This window comes from Pantoea sp. RCC30.1 (genome assembly GCF_058148845.1).
Window position 1 is genome coordinate 1 of record NZ_JBXUHX010000046.1, and the last position, 25,814, is coordinate 25,814.

A 25,814-nucleotide genomic window follows, 5' to 3' on the forward strand; every position below is an offset into this window, starting at 1 on the left:
ATGGACGAAGGTCTGCGCTTCGCAATCCGCGAAGGTGGCCGTACCGTTGGCGCGGGTGTTGTTGCTAAAGTTATCGCATAATTACCGATAACGTTTGACGCAATGCACACGGAAAGGGCATCATTTGATGCCCTTTTTGCACGCTGTTTCATAGAACCTGGCTCATCAGTGATTTTTTGAATCATAATCATTGCTGAGACAGGCTCTGTAATGCGGCGTTGGATACCGAGTTACGCCCCAAAAGCTCATTCGGTTTGGACGCCTCGCACTGCGGGGCAGAATAGTTTCTGAATTATTGTGGCAGGTTGGTTTATGAGTGCGAATACCGAAGCTCAAGGGAGCGGGCGTGGCCTGGAAGCGGTAAAGTGGGTAGTAGTTGTGTTACTGCTGCTTGCAGCGATTGTAGGTAACTACCTCTATCGTGATGTGTCATTGCCACTGCGTGCATTAGCCGTAGTTGTACTGATTGCAGCGGCTGGCGGCATTGCGCTTTTAACGACCAAAGGCAAAGCGACTGTGGCTTTTGCTCGTGAAGCAAGAACAGAAATGCGTAAGGTTATCTGGCCAACCCGCCAGGAAACGCTGCACACCACCTTAATCGTTGCCGCGGTTACTGCCGTGATGTCACTGATTTTGTGGGGGCTGGATGGTATTCTGGTCCGTCTGGTATCGTTTATCACTGGCCTGAGGTTCTGAGATGTCTGAAGCTCCAAAGAAACGCTGGTACGTCGTACAGGCGTTTTCCGGTTTTGAAGGCCGCGTAGCCCAATCGCTGCGCGAGCATATCAAATTGCACAACATGGAAGAGCTGTTTGGCGAAGTCATGGTTCCGACTGAAGAAGTCGTCGAAATTCGTGGTGGCCAGCGTCGTAAGAGCGAGCGCAAGTTTTTCCCGGGATACGTACTGGTTCAGATGGTGATGAATGACGCCAGCTGGCATTTAGTACGCAGCGTCCCGCGCGTAATGGGTTTCATCGGCGGTACATCTGACCGTCCTGCGCCTATCAGCGACAAAGAAGTTGATGCGATCATGAACCGTCTGCAGCAGGTCGGCGACAAGCCTCGTCCGAAAACGCTGTTTGAGCCAGGTGAAATGGTTCGCGTTAATGACGGTCCATTTGCTGACTTTAACGGTGTGGTTGAAGATGTAGATTACGAGAAAAGCCGCCTGACGGTTTCCGTGTCCATCTTTGGTCGTGCAACACCGGTTGAGCTGGACTTCGGTCAGGTGGAGAAAGGTTAACCTCTTTCCGCTCACAAATTAGCTGTTGCAGCAGGCGCGAAATTTAACTACAATTTCGCGCCTTTTGTTTTTATGCGCTGGCAACAGCGGATAAATCGTTATCACGGGGAGCCTTCACAGGCGCTATAACCCAATTGAGGAAATATCATGGCTAAGAAAGTCCAAGCCTACGTCAAGCTGCAGGTTGCAGCTGGTATGGCGAACCCAAGTCCACCGGTTGGTCCAGCTCTGGGTCAGCAGGGTGTTAACATCATGGAATTCTGTAAGGCGTTCAACGCTAAGACCGAATCTCTCGAAAAAGGTCTGCCGACTCCAGTTGTTATCACCGTATACAGCGACCGCTCTTTTACCTTCATTACCAAAACGCCTCCGGCTGCCGTACTGCTGAAAAAAGCAGCGGGCATCAAGTCTGGTTCTGGTAAGCCGAACAAAGATAAAGTCGGTAAAGTGACTCGTGCTCAGGTACGTGAAATCGCAGAAACCAAAGCTGCGGACATGACTGGTTCTGACGTTGAAGCGATGACTCGCTCAATCGAAGGTACTGCTCGTTCCATGGGCCTGGTAGTAGAGGACTAAGAAATGGCTAAGCTGACCAAGCGCATGACCGTAATTCGCGACAAAGTTGACGTGACTAAGCAGTATGACATTACTGAAGCCGTTGCTCTGCTGAAAGAACTGGCTACTGCCAAGTTCGTTGAAAGCGTTGACGTTGCTGTCAACCTCGGCATTGATGCACGTAAATCTGATCAAAACGTTCGCGGCGCGACCGTTCTGCCACATGGTACTGGTCGTTCAGTACGTGTTGCTGTCTTCGCCCAGGGCGCAAACGCTGAAGCTGCTAAAGCAGCAGGCGCTGAGCTGGTAGGCATGGAAGACCTGGCTGATCAGATCAAGAAAGGCGAAATGAATTTTGACGTTGTTATTGCTTCTCCGGATGCAATGCGCGTTGTTGGCCAGTTAGGCCAGATTCTGGGCCCACGCGGCCTGATGCCAAACCCGAAAGTTGGTACTGTAACTCCTAACGTTGCTGAAGCAGTTAAGAACGCTAAAGCAGGTCAGGTTCGTTATCGTAACGACAAAAACGGCATCATCCACACGACCATCGGTAAAGTGGACTTTGACGCTGACAAACTGAAAGAAAACCTGGAATCTCTGCTGGTAGCGCTGAAAAAAGCAAAACCATCTCAGGCGAAAGGCGTGTACATCAAGAAAGTTAGCCTTTCAACCACCATGGGCGCCGGCGTTGCCGTTGACCAGGCTGGTCTGAACGCAACAGCAAACTAATTGCTGCTTGAAACGGGCGAAAAATTCACCTAGAATCTTACGCCCGTTGTTCTGTTATTAACAGAACAGGACACCAGAGAGCCAGAACTGACTGTTGCGTTTACCGCCTTTCCCTCTGACTCTGCTGCGTCACACAGAATTTAGGTTGGAGCCAGGCCTTATCCTGGCCTCCGTCCAAGACCGCAGGAGCTGTTTATCTCCGGATATTCCGCTTAATACCCTGCGTAGACGGTGACAGAACCAAAAGAATTTTTTCTTAGCTGGATTCTGCTCACCGTGTTCGAGCGCTTATTACCCCTTGGGGTGAGTAAGTGAAGTGAGTTCCGGGGAAATCCTTTCCCGGTCAAATCCAGGAGCAAAAGCTAATGGCATTAAATCTTCAAGACAAACAAGCGATTGTTGCTGAAGTCAGCGAAGTAGCCAAAGGTGCGCTTTCAGCGGTTGTTGCGGATTCTCGTGGCGTTACCGTTGATAAAATGACCGAACTGCGTAAAGCAGGCCGTGAAGCTGGCGTTTACATGCGTGTTGTTCGTAACACCCTGCTGCGCCGCGTCGTTGAAGGTACTCAGTTTGAGTGCCTGAAAGACACGTTTGTTGGTCCGACCCTGATTGCATATTCTATGGAACACCCGGGCGCTGCTGCTCGTCTGTTCAAAGATTTCGCGAAAGCGAATGCAAAATTTGAGGTCAAAGCTGCAGCCTTTGAAGGTGAGCTGATCACGGCGGCCAATATTGACCGTCTGGCAACTCTGCCGACCTACGAAGAAGCACTGGCACGTCTGATGTCGACCATGAAAGAAGCCGCTGCCGGCAAACTGGTCCGCACTCTGGCTGCTGTACGCGATGCAAAAGAAGCGGCTTAAGGCCATATTCTTTTCTTCGTACTTGCTTACGTATAAACTTTTTCTGATTCTTAGGAACAATTGTCATGTCTATTACTAAAGACCAAATTCTGGAAGCTGTTGCAGCGATGTCCGTAATGGAAGTTGTTGAGCTGGTTTCTGCAATGGAAGAAAAATTCGGCGTTTCTGCTGCTGCTGCTGTAGCTGTTGCTGCTGGCCCGGCTGAAGCTGTTGAAGAAAAAACTGAATTCGACGTAGTTCTGAAAGCTGTTGGCCCGAACAAGGTTGCAGTAATCAAAGCCGTACGTACTGCAACTGGTCTGGGCCTGAAAGAAGCCAAAGATCTGGTTGAAGCAACTGGCGTGATCAAAGAAGCAATCAGCAAAGACGACGCAGCTGCACTTGAAGCTGCTCTGAAAGAAGCTGGCGCTGAAGTTGAAGTTAAGTAAGACAACCTTCGGGTTGCAGTCTGAGTAGTTTCAGACTGATGGCTGGTGACTTTTTGGTCACCAGCCTTTTTGCGCTACAGGGTTTCAATGGGGTTTCACACTGTTTGTCCATTGTTACTCTTCAATATCTTTCTCTATCGACGACTTAATATACCGCTCTACCTGTGCGGGTTCCCTGCCCTCGCAACAGCGATGAAATGATTTAAGCGTGATAGAAAGAGGTATTGCACTGCTGCCGCGCAGCCAGTGAATCAAACAAAATCGTGTTGCATGAACTGTCCTGTCAGGACGGACAGCGTGGGTCGACTTGTCAGCTAGCTGAGGAACCCTATGGTTTACTCCTATACCGAGAAAAAACGTATTCGCAAGGATTTTGGTAAACGTCCGCAAGTACTGGACATACCTTATCTCCTTTCCATCCAGCTCGACTCGTTCCAGAAGTTTATCGAGCAAGATCCAGAAGGTCAGTACGGACTGGAAGCTGCATTCCGCTCTGTATTCCCTATTGCGAGCTACAGCGGCAACTCTGAGTTGCAGTATGTAAGCTATCGCCTGGGTGAACCTGTCTTTGACGTGAAAGAGTGTCAGATCCGTGGCGTGACCTATTCGGCACCGCTGCGCGTGAAACTGCGTCTGGTGGTCTATGAGCGCGAAGCGCCAGAAGGCACCGTAAAAGACATTAAAGAACAAGAAGTCTACATGGGCGAAATTCCGCTCATGACCGACAACGGTACCTTTGTTATCAATGGTACCGAACGCGTTATCGTTTCTCAGCTGCACCGTAGTCCTGGCGTGTTCTTTGATAGCGATAAGGGTAAAACTCACTCATCGGGTAAAGTGCTGTACAACGCACGTATCATCCCTTACCGCGGTTCATGGCTTGACTTTGAGTTTGACCCGAAAGATAACCTGTTTGTCCGTATTGACCGTCGTCGTAAGCTGCCGGCCACTATCATCCTGCGCGCGTTACAGTTCACTACACCTCAGATCCTCGATATCTTCTTCGAGAAAGTGGTGTTTGAAATCCGTGACAACAAGCTGCAGATGGAGCTGGTGCCTGAGCGCCTGCGCGGTGAAACCGCAACCTTCGATATCGAAGCGAACGGTACCGTCTACGTCGAAAAAGCACGCCGTATTACTGCGCGCCATATCCGTCAGCTGGAAAAAGATGGCATTCAGCACATCGAAGTTCCGGTTGAATATATCGCGGGCAAGGTAGTTGCTAAAGACTACATCGATGAGAGCACCGGTGAGCTGATTATTGCAGCGAACATGGAACTGTCACTGGATTTGCTGGCCAAACTGAGCCAGTCCGGTCACAAGCGCATCGAAACGCTGTTCACCAACGATCTGGACCACGGTCCATACATGTCTGAGACCCTGCGTGTTGACCCAACCAGCGATCGCCTGAGCGCACTGGTTGAGATCTACCGCATGATGCGTCCTGGTGAGCCGCCAACACGCGAAGCAGCAGAGAACCTGTTTGAGAACCTGTTCTTCTCTGAAGATCGTTACGATCTTTCGGCTGTCGGCCGTATGAAGTTCAACCGTTCGTTGCTGCGTGATGAAATCGAAGGTTCAGGCATCCTGAGCAAAGACGACATCATCGAAGTGATGAAGAAGCTGATCGACATCCGTAACGGTAAAGGCGAAGTGGACGATATCGACCACCTCGGTAACCGTCGTATTCGTTCAGTCGGTGAAATGGCTGAGAACCAGTTCCGTGTCGGTCTGGTACGTGTTGAGCGTGCGGTTAAAGAGCGTCTGTCACTGGGCGACCTTGATACCCTGATGCCACAGGACATGATCAACGCGAAGCCGATTTCGGCTGCGGTGAAAGAGTTCTTTGGTTCCAGCCAGCTTTCTCAGTTTATGGATCAGAACAACCCGCTGTCAGAGATTACGCACAAACGTCGTATCTCTGCTCTCGGCCCGGGTGGTTTGACGCGTGAGCGTGCCGGCTTCGAAGTGCGTGACGTACACCCAACGCACTACGGTCGTGTCTGCCCAATCGAAACCCCTGAAGGTCCGAACATCGGTCTGATCAACTCCTTGTCTGTTTATGCACAGACAAATGAGTACGGTTTCCTTGAGACGCCTTATCGCCGTGTTATCGACGGTCTGGTTTCTGACGAGATTCATTACCTCTCTGCTATCGAAGAGGGTAACTACGTTATCGCTCAGGCGAACGCCCCTCTTGATGATAACGGCGCGTTTGTTGATGACTTGGTCACCTGCCGTAGCAAAGGCGAATCAAGTCTGTTCAGCCGCGATCAGGTTGACTACATGGACGTTTCGACTCAACAGATCGTTTCTGTCGGTGCGTCCCTGATCCCGTTCCTGGAACACGATGATGCTAACCGCGCCCTGATGGGTGCGAACATGCAACGTCAGGCCGTTCCAACTCTGCGTGCTGATAAGCCGCTGGTTGGTACTGGTATGGAACGTGCTGTTGCCGTTGACTCCGGTGTTACCGCCGTTGCGAAACGTGGTGGTACCGTGCAGTACGTCGACGCATCACGTATCGTTATCAAAGTTAACGAAGACGAAATGCATGCTGGCGAAGCCGGTATCGACATCTACAACCTGACCAAATATACCCGTTCTAACCAGAACACCTGCATCAACCAGATGCCATGTGTTTCTCTGGGTGAACCGGTTGAGCGCGGCGATGTGCTGGCAGATGGCCCGTCCACCGATCTGGGTGAACTGGCACTGGGCCAGAACATGCGCGTAGCGTTCATGCCGTGGAACGGCTACAACTTCGAAGACTCCATCCTGGTCTCCGAGCGTGTGGTTCAGGAAGATCGCTTTACGACTATCCACATTCAGGAGCTGGCTTGCGTGTCGCGTGACACCAAACTGGGGCCGGAAGAGATCACTGCTGATATCCCGAACGTGGGTGAAGCTGCTCTCTCTAAACTGGATGAGTCAGGCATCGTCTACATCGGTGCTGAAGTGACCGGTGGCGATATTCTGGTTGGTAAGGTAACGCCGAAAGGTGAGACTCAGCTGACGCCAGAAGAGAAATTGCTGCGCGCTATCTTCGGTGAAAAAGCCTCTGACGTGAAAGATTCGTCACTGCGCGTACCGAATGGCGTGTCAGGCACCGTGATCGACGTTCAGGTCTTTACCCGCGATGGCGTGGAAAAAGACAAACGTGCTCTGGAAATCGAAGAGATGCAGCTGAAGCAGGCCAAGAAAGACCTGTCTGAAGAACTGCAGATTCTGGAAGCGGGCCTGTTCAGCCGTATCCAGAACGTACTGATTTCTGGTGGCGTTGAAGCAGACAAACTGGACAAGCTGCCGCGCGAGCGCTGGCTGGAACTGGGTCTGACTGACGAAGCCAAGCAAAACCAGCTGGAGCAGCTGGCCGAGCAGTACGACGAACTGAAGCACGAGTTTGAGAAAAAACTCGAAGGTAAGCGTCGTAAAATCACCCAGGGCGATGATCTGGCACCAGGCGTGCTGAAAATCGTTAAGGTTTATCTGGCAGTTAAGCGTCAGATTCAGCCGGGTGACAAAATGGCAGGCCGTCACGGTAACAAAGGTGTTATCTCCAAGATCAACCCGATCGAAGATATGCCTTACGATGAAAACGGCACGCCGGTTGACATCGTTCTGAACCCGCTGGGCGTACCATCGCGTATGAACATCGGTCAGATTCTGGAAACCCACCTGGGTATGGCAGCGAAAGGCATCGGCGAGAAGATCAACGCCATGCTGAAGAAGCAGGAAGACGTCGCGAAACTGCGCGAATTCATCCAGCGCGCCTATGACCTGGGTAGCGATCTGCGTCAGAAAGTTGACCTGAACACCTTCTCCGATGACGAAGTGCTTCGTCTGGCTGAGAACCTGAAGAAAGGTATGCCAATCGCCACTCCGGTGTTTGATGGCGCGAAAGAAAGCGAAATCAAAGAGCTGCTGCAGCTCGGCGGATTGCCTTCTTCCGGTCAGATTACCCTGTTTGACGGCCGTACCGGTGAGCAGTTCGAACGTCAGGTAACCGTTGGCTACATGTACATGCTGAAACTCAACCACCTGGTTGATGACAAGATGCATGCACGTTCAACTGGTTCCTACAGTCTGGTTACTCAGCAGCCGCTGGGTGGTAAGGCACAGTTCGGTGGTCAGCGCTTTGGTGAGATGGAAGTATGGGCACTGGAAGCATACGGTGCCGCGTATACCCTGCAGGAAATGCTTACCGTTAAGTCTGATGACGTCAACGGCCGTACCAAGATGTATAAAAACATCGTTGACGGTAACCATCAGATGGAACCGGGCATGCCGGAATCCTTCAACGTACTGTTGAAAGAGATTCGCTCGCTGGGTATCAACATCGAGCTGGAAGACGAGTAACCCCTTTTCAGGCTGCGGTTCGCCGCCGCCTGAAAGCGCTGGGTTTAAAGCGCTCGCAATTGTACTGGTTACGGGGCGTTCAATTTCGGTTGGACGCCCTCTGAGTCTCACTCCGACGGGAGCTAATCCGTGAAAGACTTACTTAAGTTTCTGAAAGCGCAAACTAAGACCGAAGAGTTTGATGCGATCAAAATTGCGCTGGCTTCGCCAGACATGATCCGTTCCTGGTCTTTTGGTGAAGTGAAAAAGCCAGAAACCATTAACTACCGTACTTTTAAGCCAGAGCGTGATGGTCTGTTCTGCGCCCGTATCTTTGGGCCGGTAAAAGACTATGAGTGCCTGTGCGGCAAATACAAGCGCCTGAAACACCGTGGTGTGATTTGTGAGAAGTGCGGTGTTGAAGTGACCCAGACTAAAGTACGCCGTGAGCGTATGGGCCACATCGAACTGGCGTCGCCGACTGCGCACATCTGGTTCCTGAAGTCACTGCCATCGCGTATCGGCTTACTGCTGGATATGCCACTGCGTGACATCGAGCGCGTACTCTACTTTGAATCTTACGTGGTAATCGAAGGTGGCATGACCAACCTCGAGAAGCGTCAGATCCTGACTGAAGAGCAGTACCTTGATGCTCTGGAAGAGTTCGGTGACGAATTCGACGCCAAAATGGGCGCCGAAGCGATCCAGGCCCTGTTGAAAAACATGGATCTGGAGCAGGAGTGCGAGCAGCTGCGTGAAGAGCTGAACGAAACTAACTCCGAAACCAAACGTAAAAAACTGACCAAGCGCATCAAGCTGCTGGAAGCGTTCGTACAGTCTGGCAACAAGCCAGAGTGGATGATCCTGACCGTGTTGCCTGTTCTGCCACCGGATCTGCGTCCGCTGGTACCGCTGGATGGCGGCCGTTTCGCAACGTCGGATCTGAACGATCTTTATCGTCGCGTGATCAACCGTAACAACCGTCTGAAGCGCCTGCTGGATCTGGCTGCGCCAGATATCATCGTACGCAACGAAAAGCGTATGTTGCAGGAAGCGGTCGATGCACTGCTGGATAACGGTCGTCGCGGTCGTGCGATCACCGGTTCTAACAAGCGTCCGCTGAAATCGCTGGCTGACATGATCAAAGGTAAGCAGGGTCGTTTCCGTCAGAACCTGCTGGGTAAACGTGTCGACTACTCTGGTCGTTCGGTTATCACCGTTGGTCCATACCTGCGTCTGCATCAGTGCGGCCTGCCTAAGAAAATGGCACTCGAACTGTTCAAACCGTTCATTTACGGCAAGCTGGAACTGCGTGGCCTGGCCACCACCATCAAAGCCGCGAAGAAAATGGTTGAGCGCGAAGAAGCGGTTGTCTGGGATATCCTCGATGAAGTGATCCGTGAGCACCCGGTTCTGCTGAACCGTGCGCCTACACTGCACCGTCTGGGTATTCAGGCCTTTGAACCGGTTCTGATCGAAGGTAAAGCGATCCAGCTGCACCCGCTGGTTTGTGCGGCATACAACGCCGACTTCGATGGTGACCAGATGGCTGTACACGTACCGCTGACGCTGGAAGCCCAGCTGGAAGCACGTGCGCTGATGATGTCGACCAACAACATCCTGTCACCTGCGAACGGCGAGCCAATCATCGTTCCTTCTCAGGACGTTGTACTGGGTCTGTACTACATGACCCGTGACTGTGTTAACGCCAAAGGCGAAGGCATGGTGCTGACTGGCCCGAAAGAAGCTGAGCGTATTTATCGCGCTGGCCTCGCCTCTCTGCATGCTCGCGTTAAGGTGCGTATCACTGAACACGAGAAAAATGAGCAGGATGAGTGGGTTGCTAAAACCAGCATCATCGACACCACTGTTGGCCGTGCCATCCTTTGGATGATCGTGCCAAAAGGTCTGCCTTTCTCCATTGTTAACCAGGCGCTGGGCAAAAAAGCTATCTCCAAAATGCTGAACACTTGTTACCGCATTCTGGGCCTGAAGCCGACCGTTATCTTTGCTGACCAGACCATGTACACCGGTTTCGCTTACGCAGCCCGTTCAGGCGCGTCTGTCGGCATCGACGACATGGTTATTCCAGAGAAGAAAGTGGAGATCATCACTGAAGCGGAAGCAGAAGTAGCTGAGATTCAGGAGCAGTTCCAGTCTGGTCTGGTAACCGCAGGCGAACGTTACAACAAAGTCATCGATATCTGGGCAGCGGCCAACGAACGTGTTGCCAAGGCGATGATGGAAAACCTCTCAACCGAAACCGTTATTAACCGTGACGGCGTAGAAGAGCGACAGGTTTCCTTTAACAGCATCTTTATGATGGCTGACTCCGGTGCGCGTGGTTCTGCAGCACAGATTCGTCAGCTGGCCGGTATGCGTGGTCTGATGGCGAAGCCAGATGGCTCCATCATCGAAACACCAATCACGGCGAACTTCCGTGAAGGGTTGAACGTACTCCAGTACTTCATCTCAACCCATGGTGCTCGTAAAGGTCTGGCGGATACCGCACTGAAAACGGCGAACTCCGGTTATCTGACGCGTCGTCTGGTTGACGTTGCACAGGATCTGGTTGTTACCGAAGATGACTGTGGTACACACGAAGGCATCATGATGACGCCTGTCATCGAAGGTGGCGACGTTAAAGAGCCACTGCGTGAGCGTGTGCTGGGTCGTGTGACCGCTGAAGACGTTCTGAAGCCGGGTACTGCTGATATTCTGGTCCCACGCAACACGCTGCTTGATGAGCACTGGTGTGACGTGCTGGAACTGAACTCAGTCGACAGCCTGAAAGTCCGCTCAGTCGTAGGTTGTGAAACCGACTTTGGTGTTTGTGCGCATTGCTATGGTCGCGACCTGGCACGTGGTCACATCATCAACAAAGGTGAAGCGATCGGTGTTATCGCGGCACAGTCCATCGGTGAGCCAGGTACACAGCTGACGATGCGTACGTTCCACATCGGTGGTGCGGCATCACGTGCTGCTGCTGAATCCAGCATTCAGGTGAAGAACAAAGGCACCATCAAGCTGACCAACGCCAAGTCTGTAACGAACTCGGCAGGCAAGCTGGTGATCACCTCGCGTAACGTTGAACTGAAAATGATCGACGAATTTGGTCGTACCAAAGAGAGCTATAAAGTTCCTTATGGTTCTTCCATGGCGAAAGGTGATGGTGAGCAGGTTGCAGCGGGCGAAACCGTCGCAAACTGGGATCCGCATACCATGCCAGTCATCACCGAAGTGGGCGGTTTCATTCGCTTCACAGACATGGTTGATGGCCAGACGATTACCCGTCAGACAGACGACTTAACCGGTCTCTCTTCGCTGGTGGTTCTGGACAGTGCTGAGCGTACTGCGGGCGGTAAAGATCTGCGTCCTGCGCTGAAAATTGTTGATGCCAACGGTAACGACGTTCTGATCCCGGGCACCGACATGCCGGCTCAGTACTTCCTGCCAGGTAAAGCGATTGTTCAGCTGGAAGATGGCGTTAAGATCAGTGCTGGTGACACGTTAGCGCGTGTTCCGCAGGAATCTGGCGGTACCAAGGATATTACCGGTGGTCTGCCACGCGTTGCTGACCTGTTCGAAGCGCGTCGTCCGAAAGAGCCAGCAATTCTGGCGGAGATCAGCGGCATCATCTCCTTCGGTAAAGAGACCAAAGGTAAGCGTCGTCTGGTAATTACTCCGCTGGATGGTAGCGAGCCGTACGAAGAGATGATTCCGAAATGGCGTCAGCTGAACGTGTTCGAAGGTGAACGTGTTGAGCGTGGTGACGTGGTTTCCGATGGCCCAGAGTCTCCACATGACATCCTGCGCTTGCGTGGCGTGCATGCGGTGACCCGTTACATCACTAACGAAGTGCAGGAAGTTTACCGTCTGCAAGGCGTTAAGATTAACGATAAGCATATCGAAGTCATCGTTCGTCAGATGCTGCGTAAAGCAACCATCGTGAGCGCAGGAAGTGCAGACTTCCTGGAAGGTGAGCAGGCTGAATTCTCTCGCATCAAGATCTCTAACCGTGATCTGGAAGCGAACGGAAAAGTTGGCGCAACCTTCATGCGTGACCTGCTGGGTATTACCAAAGCGTCACTGGCTACCGAATCGTTCATCTCTGCAGCATCGTTCCAGGAGACCACACGTGTCCTGACCGAAGCAGCGGTAGCAGGTAAGCGCGATGAACTGCGCGGCCTGAAAGAGAACGTCATCGTGGGTCGTCTGATCCCGGCCGGTACCGGTTATGCGTACCATCAGGATCGTATGCGCCGCAAAGCGGCAGGTGAAGTTCAGGTTGCACCGCAGGTTACTGCGGATGAAGCCTCAGCCAGTCTGGCTGAACTGTTGAACGCCGGTCTCGGCGGCAACAAAAACGATTAATCGTTCTTTGCCTGATAAAAACCCTGCCTCGGCAGGGTTTTTTTTGTCTCGAATTCAGGCATTCCAGTCGTTGCGGCCAAGACCAATGTCTTTCAGCTGACTGTCACTCAGTTTCGACAGGATGATGCGCGTCTCACGCCGCAGCTGCCAGCGTTTATAACTGCGCCACAAGTAACGAACCAGCTGGTAGGGCGTGCCTGTAAACGGTTTAGTTGCGCGGTTCTCGTTGTATTCCATGATAGTGTCCTCAGTGAAGTATCTGAGGACTATTTTCAGCGGATCGCTCTGTATGATACAGACGCAAAAATCACCTTTTTTTAACATACAGATTGCGGTTACAGAGATCTGAATGGTAAAAAAGAAGCATAACTGTACTGGTTAATGCTCACCATCTGAGCCATAGGAAATACAATGACCCGATATGAACATCTGGCCACACTGCTGGCTCAGCGCATTGAACAGGGTTTATATCGCAGTGGTGAGCGCCTGCCTTCGGTACGCAGTCTGAGTGCCGAACATGGCGTCAGTATCAGCACCGTACAGCAGGCTTATCATCTGCTGGAAGAGAAGCAGATGATCACGCCGCAGTCTCGCTCCGGCTATTTTGTTGCCTCGCGCAAAGCGACACCCCCGATGCCTGCGTTGACCCGTCCTGCACAGCGGCCGGTTGAGGTGACGCAGTGGGATGCGGTGCTGGAGCTGATTAACAGTCGTCTGGAAGATGATGTGTTGCAGCTGGGCAGCGGCATGCCGGACCTGACTCAGCCGACGCTTAAACCGCTGTGGAAAGCGTTTAGCCGTCAGGCGCAGAAGCAGGACATGGCGCTGCTGAATTATGACAACCTCTATGGTGTTTTCGCGCTGCGACAACAGGTTGCACGACTGGCAATAGATAGCGGCTGCCAGCTCACTGCCGATGACATTGTGATTACTACCGGCTGCCATGAAGCGTTATCGGTCGCCGTTCGGGCCGTCTGCGAGCCGGGCGATATCATTGCTGTTGAATCACCGTCGTTTCACGGCATCATGCAAACCCTGCGCGGCTTTGGCATTCGTGCCATTGAGATCCCGACGGATGCGGTCACCGGCATCAGTCTGGAAGCGCTGGAGCTGGCCTTTGATCAATGGCCGATCAAAGCAGTCGTTGTCGTGCCGAACTGCAATAATCCGCTGGGATTCATCATGCCCGAACAGCGTAAGCGGGCATTGCTGGCGCTGGCGCAGCGGTTTGATGCGGCCGTGATTGAAGATGATGTTTATGGTGAGTTAGCCTGGGAATACCCGCGCCCGTCCACGATTAAAGCGCTGGATCTCGATGGCCGGGTTCTGCTATGCAGCTCTTTTTCTAAAACGCTGGCTCCGGGTTTACGTGTCGGCTGGGTTGCACCAGGCCGCTATCGTGACCGCGTGCTGCATATGAAATATATCGTCACAGGCTCCACCGCCACGCAGCCTCAGCATGCGGTCTCCGAGTTTATCCGCCAGGGCCATTATCAGCCCCATCTGCGCCGGATGCGGCAAATCTATCATCGTAACTATGAAACTTTTAGCTGCTGGGTACGCCACTACTTTCCCTGCGGCATCTGCGTCTCCCGCCCTCAGGGCGGCTTTCTGATGTGGATAGAACTCCCAGAAGCGTTTGATGCGGTCCGGCTTAACCGCGAACTACGCGAGTCAAAAATTCAGATTGCCGTAGGCTCACTGTTTTCGGCATCGGGTAAATATCGAAACTGCCTGCGCTTAAACTACGGGCTGCCGATCAACGAGCAGACTGAACAGGCGCTGGCGCTGCTGGGTGCGGCTGTCGAACGCGCTATGCTCTCGTGCGAGCATGAGACGCAGACTTCCACCTCTTTTCTCGTATAGCGAAAAGAAGAAGCAGGGCCGGCAAGAGGAGGGAACCGGCCCTGGTCAGATAACCTTAACCTGACGGATGCCACGTTAAGGTTTTGGATTACAGCACGCCAGCGGCAACATTCACTTCTGCGCGCTGCTCTCCCGGAAGAAAGCTGGCATTACCTGTTTTGCAGCCGCTATGTGCGACAGGTTCCACAAATCCTTAATTGCCAGGTTCTGCCAGCGCCAGCAGAGTCCGGGTTGCTTCACGCCAGTCATCTGCCTGAGTAATCGCACTCACTACCGCAATACTCCCAACGCCGGTTGCCAGTACCTCAGGTGCACGCGCAATCGAGATACCACCAATCGCCACGGTGGGAATACTCGTCAGGCGTGCCAGATGCCGCTTCAGCTGCTCAATGCCCTGCGGCGCAGAAGGCATCTCCTTGGTCTGCGTCGGAAAAATATGCCCAAGTGCGATGTAAGAGGGCTGGATTGCCAGAGCGCGATCCAGTTCCGCGTCGTCATGGGTGGAAAGTCCCAGACGCAATCCGGCCTGATGAATACGGGCAAGATCGGCCACATCCAGATCCTCCTGACCCAGATGCACGCCATAGGCCTGATGTTTAATCGCCAGCTGCCAGTAGTCATTGATAAACAGGCGCGCGTCATAGCGTTTTCCCAACGCAATCGCCTGGGCAATGGCAGGCTCGGCGATCTCATCGGGCTGATCCTTAATGCGAAGCTGCAGCGTGCGAACACCCATCTCCAGCAGGCGTTCAATCCACTCGGGGCTATCAACCACCGGATAAAGCCCCAGGCGCGGGGCGGTAGCAGGAAATGCGGGCATCGTTACTCCTCCTTAATGGCATCGGCAGGGTGATAAAGCTCACCGCCGTGGCTGCGAAAACGGTCTGACATCTGCGCCATGCTCACTTCAACCGGCTCGGCGTGGGCATCCTGGCGTGCTGCAAACTCGCGCACCTCCTGGGAAATTTTCATCGAGCAGAATTTGGGGCCACACATTGAGCAGAAATGGGCCACCTTGCCCGACTCCTGCGGCAGGGTTTCGTCATGCATAGCCCGCGCCGTGTGGGGATCCAGCGCCAGATTAAACTGATCTTCCCAGCGGAATTCAAAGCGCGCTTTGGACATGGCGTTATCACGGATCTGCGCACCGGGATGGCCTTTGGCCAGATCGGCGGCATGCGCCGCGATTTTATAGGTGATTAATCCCTGCTTCACATCCTCTTTGTTGGGCAGACCCAAATGCTCTTTAGGTGTGACATAACACAGCATGGCGCAACCAAACCAGCCAATCATGGCGGCACCAATACCTGAGGTGAAATGGTCATAACCGGGCGCGATGTCGGTGGTCAGCGGTCCAAGGGTGTAGAAGGGGGCTTCATCGCACAGGTCAAGCTGTTCAGTCATGTTGCGGCGGATCATATGCATCGGCACGTGGCCCGGACCTTCAATCATCACCTGAACATCATATTCCCAGGCAATACGGGTTAGTTCACCTAGGGTACGCAGTTCGGCAAACTGCGCTTCATCGTTAGCATCCTGAATCGAACCGGGACGCAGGCCATCGCCCAGCGACAGGGAGACATCGTAAGCGGCGCAGATTTCACAGATCTCACGGAAGTGCTGATAGAGGAAGCTCTCCTGATGATGTGACAGGCACCATTTCGCCATAATCGATCCACCCCGCGAGACAATTCCGGTCAGACGTTTCGCTGTCATTGGGACATAACGCAGTAGTACGCCCGCGTGGATAGTGAAGTAATCGACGCCCTGTTCCGCCTGTTCAAGCAGCGTGTCCCGGAATATTTCCCAGCTCAGCGCCTCAGCCACGCCATTCACTTTTTCCAGCGCCTGATAAATCGGCACGGTACCAATGGGCACCGGACTGTTGCGCAAAATCCATTCGCGCGTTTCATGAATATAACGACCGGTCGAGAGATCCATCACCGTATCAGCACCCCAGCGAGTCGACCAGACCAGTTTTTCCACTTCCTCCTCGATGGAGGAGGTCACCGCCGAGTTACCGATGTTGGCGTTGACCTTAACCAGGAAGTTGCGGCCAATGATCATCGGCTCCGATTCCGGGTGATTGATATTGGCAGGAATGATGGCGCGTCCGGCAGCAACCTCCTGACGCACAAACTCAGGTGTGATGCTGGCTGGCAGATGTGCGCCAAAACTGTGGCCCGGATGCTGTTGCAGCAATACCTCACTGCTGATTCGCTCACGGCCCATGTTTTCCCGCAGGGCAATAAATTCCATCTCCGGGGTGATGATCCCCTGGCGGGCATAGTGCAATTGCGTGACGCGGCGGCCTGCGCGGGCGCGGCGCGGCGCGGGAAGATGATCGAAGCGCAGATGATCCAGCCCCTCGTCAGCCAGCCGCTGCTGGGTATAGCCTGAGCTGTTCTGTTCGAGAAGTACGCTGTCGTTGCGTTCAGCAATCCAGGGGGCACGCAGCTTTTCCAGGCCACGATGCACATCGATCGATGCCGCGGGATCGCCATAGGCACCCGCCGTGTCATAGACCGGCACCGCTTCGTTCTGCTCATAGAGAGGCTGTTCTTTGCTGCCGCCGATGTGGGTCGGGCTTAGCACAATTTCACGCATGGGAACGCGAATATCCTCGCGGCTGCCGGTAATCCAGATGCGGCGGGACTGGGGAAATGCACTGCCGCTTTGCAGGGAATCGATAAATTCCTGCGCCTGGCCACGCTGTTCACGGCGGGTTGTTTTTTGGTCAGACATAGCAATCTTCCTGTTAAGGGGGAACGATGCTTGCCCGGAGTTCGGAAGGAGTAACTGTATAAACAGCACAGGCGTGCTGACATACAGAGAAGATTTACTCTTGTTCCCTTCGCAGGTTCTAACCTGATCAGGTTCCGCGGATCCCGAATTAACGGTCTCAGCCCAACTGGGCACTCCGACAAGAAGCTGTTTTTACGCTGGGTTGTGATAACAGACCCGGGCGTAAAAACCTTATATTTCAAATCAAAAATAAAAAAGGTTCTTTGGAGAGCGCTCCTCAGAACCTGTTCAGCATAAAAGGGCTTCGGGATAATCTCAACCCCTTTGCCGGAGATGATGATTAAGCCGGACGCGCGATATGGCTGTCATTGGCTACCAGCGGGGGGGCAAGCTGGTTATCCCATGCCAGCTGGATCAGCTTATCTTCCAGCGTAAAACGTGCTTCCAGCACTTCGCCCACTTCTGAGAGTGCCTGCTGGAAGGTCATGCAGTTTTCGTCGTCGATCGCCTGCTGCAGGTGGCCGTCATACAGCTGCATCAGACGCTCAGTATTGGCTTCCAGCGGTGGATAGATCTGTGCAGCGGCGATCATCGGGCTGTCGCCGCTCATTTCACTAATCACGCGTTCATAGATACTGAAGTGACCCGCAGAAAGATAATCGACCAGGCCGTGACAGAAGTTGTCCAGAGCCTGCTCATCAAGACGCGTCAGCGCCTCTTTGTTTGGTTTAAGACCGACCAGGTGATAATAGGTCACCAGTAGCTGACGACGGGCTTCAAGCCACGAATCGACCAGATCATTACTGCCACCTACGCGTTCAGCCAGGACGTCTAACTGGTTAAGCATATCTAACTCCATGTGAGTTATAGTTGTTTATCTACACACTTAACATCAGGACTTCAGCGTGCGAGTTGACGCTAAGGATGACGAAATAAATGCAATGCGAAATCTCAAGCGTAGACGCTGGATGGTGGATTGTCAGCCATGAACAGAAACTTTGGTTACCACAAGGCGATTTACCCCACGGAAACGCCGAAAAATTTGGTTTGACCGGCAGTAAAGCCCGAACCATCGGTGAGTGGCAGGGCGAAAAAGTCTGGCTGATTTGTGAGCCACGTTCTGCCGATATGTTCTCAGTACGACAGTTGATCGATCAGGATGTGGCGCTGTTTCAGCTGGTGGGTCGCGGTGTGCAACTGGCGGAATTCTATCGTTCTCACCGCTGGTGCGGCTATTGCGGCCATGAAATGCACCACAGCAAACATGAATTTGCCTGTCTTTGCAGTCATTGTCGCGAGCGTTACTATCCGCAGATCGCACCCTGCATCATTGTGGCTATTCGTCGTGGTGATGAAATCCTGCTGGCGAATCATGCCCGCCATCGCAACAAGGTTTACACCGTGCTGGCGGGTTTTGTGGAGGTTGGCGAGACGCTGGAGCAGGCCGTTGCCCGCGAAGTGATGGAAGAGAGCAATATTCGCGTTAAAAACGTCCGTTACGTTACATCCCAGCCGTGGCCCTTCCCGCAATCGCTGATGACAGCGTTTATGGCGGAGTATGACAGCGGCGATCTGCAGCACGACGGTAAAGAGCTGCTGGATGCTGCCTGGTTCCGTTTTGATGACCTGCCTCTGCTGCCACCGCCGGGCACCGTGGCGCGCCGCCTGATTGAAGATACCGTCGCCCTGTGCCGCGCCGAAGTGTGAAAGTGCTACACTACACGCCTGTTATTGAGAGAGTGTTGAGATGAGTGAACTGAAGAACGATCGTTATTTGCGTGCCCTGTTACGTCAGCCGGTTGATGTCACGCCGGTCTGGATGATGCGACAAGCCGGGCGCTATTTGCCGGAGTACAAAGCGACACGCGCCCAGGCGGGTGACTTTATGTCGCTGTGTAAAAACGCCGAGCTGGCCTGTGAAGTCACTCTGCAGCCGCTGCGCCGTTATCCGCTGGATGCCGCCATCCTCTTCAGTGACATCCTGACCATTCCGGATGCGATGGGACTGGGTCTCTACTTTGAAACCGGCGAAGGCCCACGTTTCTCAAACCCTGTGACCTGTCGCGCTGACGTTGAGCGTTTACCGGTGCCCGATCCAGAAATGGAGCTGGGCTATGTGATGAATGCTGTCCGCACTATCAGGAAGAACCTGAATGGCGATCTGCCGCTGATTGGCTTCTCAGGCAGTCCGTGGACGCTGGCCACTTATATGGTGGAAGGCGGCAGCAGCAAGGCGTTCACCAAAATCAAGAAGATGATGTATGCCGATCCCGCTACGCTGCACGCGATGCTGGATAAGCTGGCCGACAGCGTCATCCTCTATCTCAATGCTCAGATCCGCGCTGGTGCACAGTCCGTGATGGTCTTTGATACCTGGGGCGGCGTGTTGACTGGTCGTGACTACCGCGAATTCTCACTTCACTACATGCACAAAATTGTTGATGGCCTGCTGCGTGAAAACGACGGTCGCCGCGTGCCAGTGACGCTCTTCACCAAAGGCGGCGGACAGTGGCTGGAAGCGATGGCCGCTACCGGTTGTGACGCGCTGGGTCTCGACTGGACCACCGATATTGATGACGCACGCCGTCGCGTGGGCGACAAAGTCGCACTGCAGGGCAACATGGATCCTTCTATGCTCTATGCGGCACCGGAGCGCATCGAACAGGAAGTGGCTGGGATCCTGGAGCGCTTTGGCTCAGGTACCGGACATGTCTTCAATCTGGGTCATGGTATTCATCTGGATGTCCCACCGGAAAATGCGGGCGTCTTTGTTGAGGCGGTACACCGTTTATCACGTCCCTGGCATCAGGAGTAATCATGGATATTGCCGCACTTCGCGCTGAGCAGTTACAACGCGCCGCTGATGTGGTGCGTGAAGATGACTTTGATGTGCTGCCACCCCGCTTTATCGGCGGGGCGGATGTTGGATTTGAGCAGGAAGGCACCATCACCCGGGCGGCGATGGTGATACTGGAATATCCATCCTTAAAGCTGGTGGAACATCGCATCGCACGCGTTGAGACCACGATGCCCTATATTCCGGGCTTTCTCTCATTCCGTGAATATCCAGCGCTGATGGCCGCCTGGCAAATGCTGGAGCAAAAGCCGGACCTGCTGTTTGTGGATGGACACGGTATTTCGCATCCAAGACGACTTGGCGTCGCGTCACATTTTGGCCTGCTGGTCGATGTGCCAACCATTGGTGTCGCGAAAAGTCGCCTGTGTGGCCGTTTTGCCGATCTGGATGCGCAGCCTGGTAGTCGTCAGCCGCTGATCGACAAAGGTGAGCAGATAGGCTGGGTATGGCGCAGCAAACTGCGCTGTAATCCGCTGTTTGTCGCCACCGGCCATCGCGTCAGCCTGGATACTGCGTTGCAGTGGGTCGAAAACTGTACGCGCGGTTACCGGTTGCCGGAACCGACCCGCTGGGCCGATGCGGTTGCTTCAAACCGAACCGCTTTCCAGCGCTGGCAAAACGCGCTTTAACACTGTTTGTGCTGCGGTTTTGCAGTTACACTGCGGCCAGCGAAACGAATAAGAGCCACCTTTATGTTACAAAATCCCGTTCATCTGCGTCTGGCGAAGCTGGAAAGCTGGCAGCACCTTACTTTTATGGCCTGCCTGTGCGAGCGCATGTATCCCAACTATCGCGCATTCTGCGAGCAGACTGAATTTGCCGATCCGGCACTCTATCGTCGTATTCTTGATCTGATCTGGGAAAACCTGACGGTCAAAGATGCGAAGATAAACTTCGACAGCCAGCTGGAAAAGCTCGAAGCCGCCATTCCTGATGGCGATGCGTTTGAAGTTTACGGCGTTTATCCGGCTATCGATGCCTGCGTGGCATTGAGCGAAGCCGTGCATGCGCAGCTGAGCGGTGAAACTCTTGAGCATGCTATTGAAGTCAGCGAGACCTCAATTACCACTGTCGCCATGCTGGAGATGACCCAGGCTGGACGCGAAATGACCGATGAAGAGCTGCGTGAAAACCCGGCTATCATCGATGAGTGGGACCTTCAGTGGGAGATTTTCCGACTGCTGTCGGAGTGCGAAGAGCGCGACCTTGAATTGATTAAAGGTCTGCGATCTGACCTGCGTGAAGCTGGAATTAGCAACATCGGTATAAATTTCCAGCAGTAAGGCGATAAAACGTGACTTCAGGCCCGAATTAGCGCGCCTGGAGGCTTCACATTGGCCCCCTGTCTGGTCTACATTTGGGGGGCTGAAAATTGTGGCTATCGGTGCGTGCAGGCAGAAGAGTGCCAGAATATGGCTTTTCCCTCGCACTCGTTGCTTAGCAAGCGATAAATACACTTTAAGGATAACTTATGAACAAGACTCAACTGATTGATGTGATCGCAGAAAAAGCTGACCTGTCTAAAACTCAGGCAAAGGCAGCGCTGGAATCTACTCTGGCTGCGATCACTGAGTCTCTGAAAGATGGTGATGCTGTACAACTGGTTGGTTTTGGTACTTTTAAAGTGAACCACCGCGCTGAGCGTACCGGTCGTAACCCGCAGACTGGCAAAGAGATCAAAATCGCTGCAGCAAATGTACCGGCATTCGTGTCTGGTAAAGCGCTGAAAGACGCCGTTAAGTAAGACGTCGCACTGCGGTTAAGCTTTAAAACAGGGGGCGTTTCGCCCCTTTTGTTTAAGAGGCCAGCCATCATGACCCCGCTGTTTCAGCGTTTATCTGTTCTGATTCTCTCTCTGTTTCTTTTCGGCTGCAGCTCTACTCCGGATATTCCCCCTTTTTCTGCCAGTGGCTATCTTGCTGATCGTGGTGTTGTTCGTATCTGGCGCAAAAACAGCGACCATCAGTCGGTCCATATCCGCACCCTCTATACGCCGTTCAGTGGCGGGGAAGGTGAGGTGACTGACTATGTCTGGCTGGAAGAGTCATTGATCAGCATTCAGCGTCAGGTAAAGGGCAAACAACCTGACGATGTGACCCTGCGCTTTGATCAGGCGGGTGGTCTCAACTTCATGCAGCGCCAGCTTGCAGGGCGGCGTGAAGCAGTCAGCCCGGATGCGGTTGAGCTCTATAAGTTTGACGCTCAGCGGATGCGTAATCTCAGCGATGCGCTATTAAGCGGTCAGGTGTTCCTGAAACAGGGGCACTGGCTGGGAAACAATGTGCTGGAGAGTTGTGAAGGCCAGCAGGTCAGACCCGCTTTTGACGCTGACGATGTGCAGATGCTGACACAGCAGCAGAGTAATGCAGCGGCACCGCTGATGGTGTCATGGCTTGAAGCGCCTGAAGGGATACAGTTGTTGCGGGTCAGTCAGAAGGATGACTGCTCACAGCAGCCGACAGAAGAAGATATGTGAAGTGAAAAAGGGGCACCAGGTGCCCCCTGAACTTATTTGCGGTTAATAGCGCGGTAGCCGATATCGCGGCGACAGAAGCTGCCCTGCCATGAGATCGGCTGTGTCAGTTCGTAAGCCCGCTTTTGTGCCGCGGCCACATCCTCACCCAGCGCGGTGACGCACAACACGCGGCCACCGTTTGTCAGCACCAGGTCCTCTTCCAGCCGTGTTCCAGCGTGGAAGACCTTGCCGTCAGCCACTTCTTCCAGTGGCAGACCGTGAATCTGATCGCCCTGAGCGTAATCACCCGGATAACCGCCTGCCGCCAGTACCACACCCAGCGCAGGGCGTGGATCCCATTGAGACGTTTTCTGATCCAGTTTACCGTCACAGGCGGCCAGGCAAAGATCGACCAGATCCGACTGCAGACGCAACATGATCGGCTGAGTTTCCGGATCGCCGAAGCGGCAGTTGAATTCGATCACTTTCGGTTGCCCGGTGTGATCGATCATCAGACCGGCATAGAGGAAACCGGTATAGACGTTGCCTTCAGCCGCCATGCCGCGCACGGTCGGCCAGATAACCTGGTCCATGACGCGCTGGTGAATCTCATCGGTGACAACCGGAGCCGGAGAGTAGGCGCCCATTCCACCGGTGTTCGGACCGGTGTCGCCATCGCCGACACGTTTGTGATCCTGGCTGGTGGCCATGGGCAGCACATGTTCGCCGTCTACCATCACGATGAAGCTGGCTTCTTCGCCATCCAGAAACTCTTCAATCACAATACGGTGTCCTGCATCGCCAAAGGCGTTACCGGCCAGCATATCCTGAACTGCATCCTCAGCTTCCTGCAGCGTCATCGCCACAATCACGCCTTTACCTGCGGCCAGGCCGTCGGCTTTGATGACGATTGGCGCGCCTTTCTCTCGCAGATACGCGAGAGCAGGCTCAACTTCGGTAAAGTTCTGGTACGCCGCGCTGGGGATCTGGTGACGTGCCAGAAAATCTTTGGTGAAGGCTTTAGAGCCTTCCAGCTGCGCAGCGGCCTGAGTCGGACCAAAGATAGCCAGCCCGGCCTCACGGAAGGCATCCACGATGCCAATCACCAGCGGCGCTTCCGGTCCGACAATCGTCAGATCGATCTTTTCACGCTGGGCAAATTCCAGCAGGGCAGGGACATCAGTTGCACTAATCGCGACATTCTGCAGCGCAGGCTCTAATGCGGTACCCGCGTTACCCGGCGCCACAAACACGGTTTCCGCCAGCGGCGACTGAACTGCTTTCCAGGCCAGAGCATGTTCACGTCCGCCATTGCCGATTACTAAAATTTTCATCTGTTATTCTCCAGAACGATTAATGGCGGAAGTGACGCATGTCGGTGAAGATCATGGCAATACCGTGCTCATCAGCCGCTGCAATTACCTCTTCATCGCGGATGGAGCCACCAGGCTGGATGACGCAGCTCACACCTGACGCGGCTGCCGCATCAATACCATCACGGAACGGGAAGAAGGCATCCGATGCCATGGCTGATCCTTTTACTTCCAGCCCTTCATCGGCTGCTTTAATGCCAGCAATCTTAGCGGAATAGACACGGCTCATTTGTCCGGCACCAATACCGATGGTCATGTTGTCGCGTGCATAAACAATGGCGTTAGACTTAACGAACTTCGCCACTTTCCAGCAGAACAGTGCATCACGCAGTTCCTGTTCGGTTGGCTGACGTTTACTGACTACGCGCAACTGGCTCGCATCGACCATGCCGAGATCGCGATCCTGTACCAGCAGACCTCCGTTGACGCGTTTGAAATCCAGGGCGGCAGTACGGTTTTGCCATTGGCCGCAGATCAGTACACGAACATTCTGTTTAGCAGCGGTAATTTTCAGCGCGGCCTCGGAAACCGCTGGCGCGATGATCACCTCAACAAACTGACGGCTGATAATCGCCTGAGCAGTCGCTTCATCCAGCTCGCGGTTAAAGGCGATGATGCCGCCGAACGCGGAGGTCGGATCGGTCTGGTAAGCCCGCTCATAGGCTGACAGCAGAGAGTCACCGGTCGCAACGCCACAGGGGTTAGCATGTTTGACGATGACGCACGCGGGTTCATTGAACTCTTTAACGCATTCCAGAGCAGCATCCGTGTCAGCAATATTGTTATAGGAGAGCGCTTTGCCCTGAACCTGCTGCGCGGTCGCTACTGACGCTTCAGTAATATTCTCTTCTATATAGAAGGCAGCATCCTGATGGCTGTTTTCGCCGTAACGCATATCCTGCTTCTTAATGAAGTTCAGATTCAGGGTACGCGGGAAACGGCCGGCGGGCTGATTGCGTTCACCGTGATAGGCAGGCACCAGGGTACCGAAGTAGTTAGCGATCATGCTGTCATAGGCGGCGGTGTGTTCGAAGGCTTTGATTGCCAGATCGAAACGGGTCTCAAGCGTCAGTGCGTTCTCATGAGCGTCCATTTCAGCAATGATGACATCGTAGTCGCCGCTGCTGACCACAATGGCGACATCTTTATGGTTCTTGGCAGCAGAGCGCACCATGGTTGGACCACCGATGTCGATGTTTTCCACTGCGTCTTCCAGTGAACATCCTTCACGGGCGACAGTCTGTGCAAAGGGATAGAGATTAACGACCACCATGTCGATTGGGCTGATGTCGTGCTGCGCCATGATGGCATCATCCTGACCGCGACGACCTAAAATGCCGCCATGCACTTTCGGATGCAGGGTTTTGACGCGTCCATCCATCATTTCCGGGAAACCGGTGTAGTCAGAGACTTCAGTGACAGCCAGACCCGCATCCGCCAGAAGGCGAGCTGTTCCACCTGTGGAGAGCAGTTCGACACCGCGACTTGAGAGCGCCTGAGCAAATTCGAGGATACCGGCTTTGTCAGAGACACTGAGCAATGCGCGGCGTACAGGACGAGGTTGTTGCATGGTGGTTTATCCCTTGGCTTTGTTTCGCGTATATAAGAGCGTTACGTCAGGCTTCACAGCGGTTTTCTCTTCTATATAAGAAGAAAAGATCAAAAACCTCAGGTAACGCCCCGAAAAGGGGGGGCCGGAATATTGCCCGGCATTGTAGCGAAAACGTTTGCGTGATGCTCGCCTAAATTCATTTAGCCCGCTCTGTGTGGATAACATTGTGCGTAACTGCGTATAACAGCGGCTTTTGCTGTGGAATGCAGCGAACGCTCTTTTTTATGCAATTTATGGGTTGCGACTCTCCGACAACTCCCTATAATGCGCATCCATCAACACGGAACACCGGCAACGGGAAACGGGTTGAGAGGCACAGGAGACTGAGCCGCCGGAGAAAAACTTCTGAAATAGAGGTTGACTCTGCAGGAGGAAA

The 25,814-nt window shown here is 53.6% G+C and carries 22 protein-coding genes and 1 riboswitch; of the genes, 16 read left to right on the forward strand and 6 right to left on the reverse strand.

All coding sequences use genetic code 11. The features are described from left to right. The 9 genes from AC2LB6_RS22965 to rpoC form a co-directional block, all read left to right on the forward strand. Window positions 1-81: EF-Tu C-terminal domain-related protein (locus AC2LB6_RS22965; protein ID WP_081048829.1), on the forward strand; the 81-nt coding region annotated here is incomplete at its 5' end. 231 nt (window positions 82-312) lie between these two features. Then, entirely contained in the window at window positions 313-696 is a 384-nt protein-coding gene (gene secE, locus AC2LB6_RS22970; RefSeq protein WP_008927141.1) for a preprotein translocase subunit SecE, read from the forward strand. A 1-nt stretch (window position 697) separates the two neighbouring features. Next, the gene (gene nusG, locus AC2LB6_RS22975; protein ID WP_013359732.1) at window positions 698-1,243 is read left to right on the forward strand and encodes a transcription termination/antitermination protein NusG; all 546 of its coding nucleotides are present in this window, start codon (window positions 698-700) and stop codon (window positions 1,241-1,243) included. A gap of 147 nt (window positions 1,244-1,390) precedes the next feature. Next, complete coding sequence (rplK, locus tag AC2LB6_RS22980) at window positions 1,391-1,819, forward strand: 50S ribosomal protein L11 (RefSeq protein ID WP_006121495.1); 429 nt, start codon at window positions 1,391-1,393, stop codon at window positions 1,817-1,819. A 3-nt stretch (window positions 1,820-1,822) separates the two neighbouring features. Then, window positions 1,823-2,527 carry a 50S ribosomal protein L1 gene (gene rplA, locus AC2LB6_RS22985; RefSeq protein ID WP_419140714.1) on the forward strand — a complete coding sequence of 235 codons (705 nt, stop codon included), beginning with the start codon at window positions 1,823-1,825 and terminating at the stop codon, window positions 2,525-2,527. A gap of 365 nt (window positions 2,528-2,892) precedes the next feature. Next, window positions 2,893-3,390 (forward strand): 50S ribosomal protein L10, encoded by a 498-nt coding sequence (gene rplJ, locus AC2LB6_RS22990; protein WP_003848098.1) that lies wholly within the window; start codon window positions 2,893-2,895, stop codon window positions 3,388-3,390. A gap of 65 nt (window positions 3,391-3,455) precedes the next feature. Beyond that, complete coding sequence (rplL, locus tag AC2LB6_RS22995; RefSeq protein ID WP_008927142.1) at window positions 3,456-3,818, forward strand: 50S ribosomal protein L7/L12; 363 nt, start codon at window positions 3,456-3,458, stop codon at window positions 3,816-3,818. A 330-nt stretch (window positions 3,819-4,148) separates the two neighbouring features. After that, the gene (rpoB, locus tag AC2LB6_RS23000) at window positions 4,149-8,177 is read left to right on the forward strand and encodes a DNA-directed RNA polymerase subunit beta (protein ID WP_010261046.1); all 4,029 of its coding nucleotides are present in this window, start codon (window positions 4,149-4,151) and stop codon (window positions 8,175-8,177) included. 129 nt (window positions 8,178-8,306) lie between these two features. Beyond that, entirely contained in the window at window positions 8,307-12,530 is a 4,224-nt protein-coding gene (gene rpoC, locus AC2LB6_RS23005; RefSeq protein WP_490095245.1) for a DNA-directed RNA polymerase subunit beta', read from the forward strand. Between the two features lie 54 nt (window positions 12,531-12,584). Here rpoC and AC2LB6_RS23010 read toward each other — a convergent pair whose 3' ends face one another. After that, window positions 12,585-12,767, reverse strand: coding sequence for a DUF1127 domain-containing protein (locus AC2LB6_RS23010; RefSeq protein ID WP_490095246.1), 183 nt, complete (start codon window positions 12,765-12,767; stop codon window positions 12,585-12,587). Window positions 12,768-12,941: 174 nt separating this feature from the next. On the opposite strand from AC2LB6_RS23010, the gene AC2LB6_RS23015 reads away from it, so the two are divergent. Then, complete coding sequence (locus AC2LB6_RS23015; protein ID WP_490095247.1) at window positions 12,942-14,396, forward strand: aminotransferase-like domain-containing protein; 1,455 nt, start codon at window positions 12,942-12,944, stop codon at window positions 14,394-14,396. 193 nt (window positions 14,397-14,589) lie between these two features. Here the strand turns inward: AC2LB6_RS23015 and thiE are convergent, their stop codons facing one another. From thiE to rsd, 3 genes are all read right to left on the reverse strand, one after another. Further along, the gene (gene thiE / locus AC2LB6_RS23020; protein WP_490095248.1) at window positions 14,590-15,216 is read right to left on the reverse strand and encodes a thiamine phosphate synthase; all 627 of its coding nucleotides are present in this window, start codon (window positions 15,214-15,216) and stop codon (window positions 14,590-14,592) included. 2 nt (window positions 15,217-15,218) lie between these two features. Next, a complete protein-coding gene (gene thiC / locus AC2LB6_RS23025) occupies window positions 15,219-17,141 on the reverse strand; it encodes a phosphomethylpyrimidine synthase ThiC (RefSeq protein WP_490095249.1) in 1,923 nt (640 codons plus the stop codon). A gap of 87 nt (window positions 17,142-17,228) precedes the next feature. After that, window positions 17,229-17,329, reverse strand: a riboswitch (TPP riboswitch). Between the two features lie 152 nt (window positions 17,330-17,481). Next, on the reverse strand, window positions 17,482-17,988 hold the full coding sequence (gene rsd, locus AC2LB6_RS23030) for a sigma D regulator (protein WP_490095250.1): 507 nt from the start codon (window positions 17,986-17,988) through the stop codon (window positions 17,482-17,484). Window positions 17,989-18,077: 89 nt separating this feature from the next. Here rsd and nudC point away from each other — a divergent pair, with 89 nt between their 5' ends. The 6 genes from nudC to AC2LB6_RS23060 all read left to right on the forward strand — a co-directional run bounded on the left by nudC (window position 18,078) and on the right by AC2LB6_RS23060 (window position 22,474). Continuing rightward, window positions 18,078-18,848: an NAD(+) diphosphatase gene (gene nudC, locus AC2LB6_RS23035; protein WP_490095251.1), complete on the forward strand. Its 771-nt coding sequence runs from the start codon at window positions 18,078-18,080 to the stop codon at window positions 18,846-18,848. Window positions 18,849-18,888: 40 nt separating this feature from the next. Further along, window positions 18,889-19,956, forward strand: a complete 1,068-nt coding sequence (hemE, locus tag AC2LB6_RS23040; protein WP_010672222.1) for a uroporphyrinogen decarboxylase — start codon at window positions 18,889-18,891, stop codon at window positions 19,954-19,956. Window positions 19,957-19,958: 2 nt separating this feature from the next. After that, window positions 19,959-20,627 (forward strand): deoxyribonuclease V, encoded by a 669-nt coding sequence (gene nfi / locus AC2LB6_RS23045; protein WP_010261068.1) that lies wholly within the window; start codon window positions 19,959-19,961, stop codon window positions 20,625-20,627. Window positions 20,628-20,690: 63 nt separating this feature from the next. Then, window positions 20,691-21,281, forward strand: coding sequence for a YjaG family protein (locus tag AC2LB6_RS23050; protein ID WP_490095252.1), 591 nt, complete (start codon window positions 20,691-20,693; stop codon window positions 21,279-21,281). Window positions 21,282-21,469: 188 nt separating this feature from the next. Beyond that, a complete protein-coding gene (gene hupA / locus AC2LB6_RS23055) occupies window positions 21,470-21,742 on the forward strand; it encodes a nucleoid-associated protein HU-alpha (RefSeq protein ID WP_003850136.1) in 273 nt (90 codons plus the stop codon). A gap of 69 nt (window positions 21,743-21,811) precedes the next feature. Beyond that, a complete protein-coding gene (locus AC2LB6_RS23060; protein WP_490095253.1) occupies window positions 21,812-22,474 on the forward strand; it encodes a DUF1481 domain-containing protein in 663 nt (220 codons plus the stop codon). A 32-nt stretch (window positions 22,475-22,506) separates the two neighbouring features. Here the strand turns inward: AC2LB6_RS23060 and purD are convergent, their stop codons facing one another. Both purD and purH read right to left on the reverse strand, forming a co-directional pair. Continuing rightward, on the reverse strand, window positions 22,507-23,787 hold the full coding sequence (gene purD, locus AC2LB6_RS23065; protein ID WP_490095254.1) for a phosphoribosylamine--glycine ligase: 1,281 nt from the start codon (window positions 23,785-23,787) through the stop codon (window positions 22,507-22,509). A gap of 19 nt (window positions 23,788-23,806) precedes the next feature. Continuing rightward, entirely contained in the window at window positions 23,807-25,396 is a 1,590-nt protein-coding gene (purH, locus tag AC2LB6_RS23070) for a bifunctional phosphoribosylaminoimidazolecarboxamide formyltransferase/IMP cyclohydrolase (protein WP_490095255.1), read from the reverse strand. Between the last annotated feature and the right edge of the window lie 418 nt (window positions 25,397-25,814).

Bases quoted from the DNA above. Each gene is read 5' to 3' on its own strand.
- secE (WP_008927141.1), top strand. From the start codon at position 313: ATGAGTGCGAATACCGAAGCTCAAGGGAGCGGGCGTGGCCTGGAAGCG.
- nusG (WP_013359732.1), top strand. From the start codon at position 698: ATGTCTGAAGCTCCAAAGAAACGCTGGTACGTCGTACAGGCGTTTTCC.
- rplK (WP_006121495.1), top strand. From the start codon at position 1,391: ATGGCTAAGAAAGTCCAAGCCTACGTCAAGCTGCAGGTTGCAGCTGGT.
- rplA (WP_419140714.1), top strand. From the start codon at position 1,823: ATGGCTAAGCTGACCAAGCGCATGACCGTAATTCGCGACAAAGTTGAC.
- rplJ (WP_003848098.1), top strand. From the start codon at position 2,893: ATGGCATTAAATCTTCAAGACAAACAAGCGATTGTTGCTGAAGTCAGC.
- rplL (WP_008927142.1), top strand. From the start codon at position 3,456: ATGTCTATTACTAAAGACCAAATTCTGGAAGCTGTTGCAGCGATGTCC.
- rpoB (WP_010261046.1), top strand. From the start codon at position 4,149: ATGGTTTACTCCTATACCGAGAAAAAACGTATTCGCAAGGATTTTGGT.
- AC2LB6_RS23010 (WP_490095246.1), bottom strand. From the start codon at position 12,767: ATGGAATACAACGAGAACCGCGCAACTAAACCGTTTACAGGCACGCCC.
- AC2LB6_RS23015 (WP_490095247.1), top strand. From the start codon at position 12,942: ATGACCCGATATGAACATCTGGCCACACTGCTGGCTCAGCGCATTGAA.
- thiE (WP_490095248.1), bottom strand. From the start codon at position 15,216: ATGCCCGCATTTCCTGCTACCGCCCCGCGCCTGGGGCTTTATCCGGTG.
- thiC (WP_490095249.1), bottom strand. From the start codon at position 17,141: ATGTCTGACCAAAAAACAACCCGCCGTGAACAGCGTGGCCAGGCGCAG.
- rsd (WP_490095250.1), bottom strand. From the start codon at position 17,988: ATGCTTAACCAGTTAGACGTCCTGGCTGAACGCGTAGGTGGCAGTAAT.
- nudC (WP_490095251.1), top strand. From the start codon at position 18,078: ATGCAATGCGAAATCTCAAGCGTAGACGCTGGATGGTGGATTGTCAGC.
- hemE (WP_010672222.1), top strand. From the start codon at position 18,889: ATGAGTGAACTGAAGAACGATCGTTATTTGCGTGCCCTGTTACGTCAG.
- nfi (WP_010261068.1), top strand. From the start codon at position 19,959: ATGGATATTGCCGCACTTCGCGCTGAGCAGTTACAACGCGCCGCTGAT.
- AC2LB6_RS23050 (WP_490095252.1), top strand. From the start codon at position 20,691: ATGTTACAAAATCCCGTTCATCTGCGTCTGGCGAAGCTGGAAAGCTGG.
- hupA (WP_003850136.1), top strand. From the start codon at position 21,470: ATGAACAAGACTCAACTGATTGATGTGATCGCAGAAAAAGCTGACCTG.
- AC2LB6_RS23060 (WP_490095253.1), top strand. From the start codon at position 21,812: ATGACCCCGCTGTTTCAGCGTTTATCTGTTCTGATTCTCTCTCTGTTT.
- purD (WP_490095254.1), bottom strand. From the start codon at position 23,787: ATGAAAATTTTAGTAATCGGCAATGGCGGACGTGAACATGCTCTGGCC.
- purH (WP_490095255.1), bottom strand. From the start codon at position 25,396: ATGCAACAACCTCGTCCTGTACGCCGCGCATTGCTCAGTGTCTCTGAC.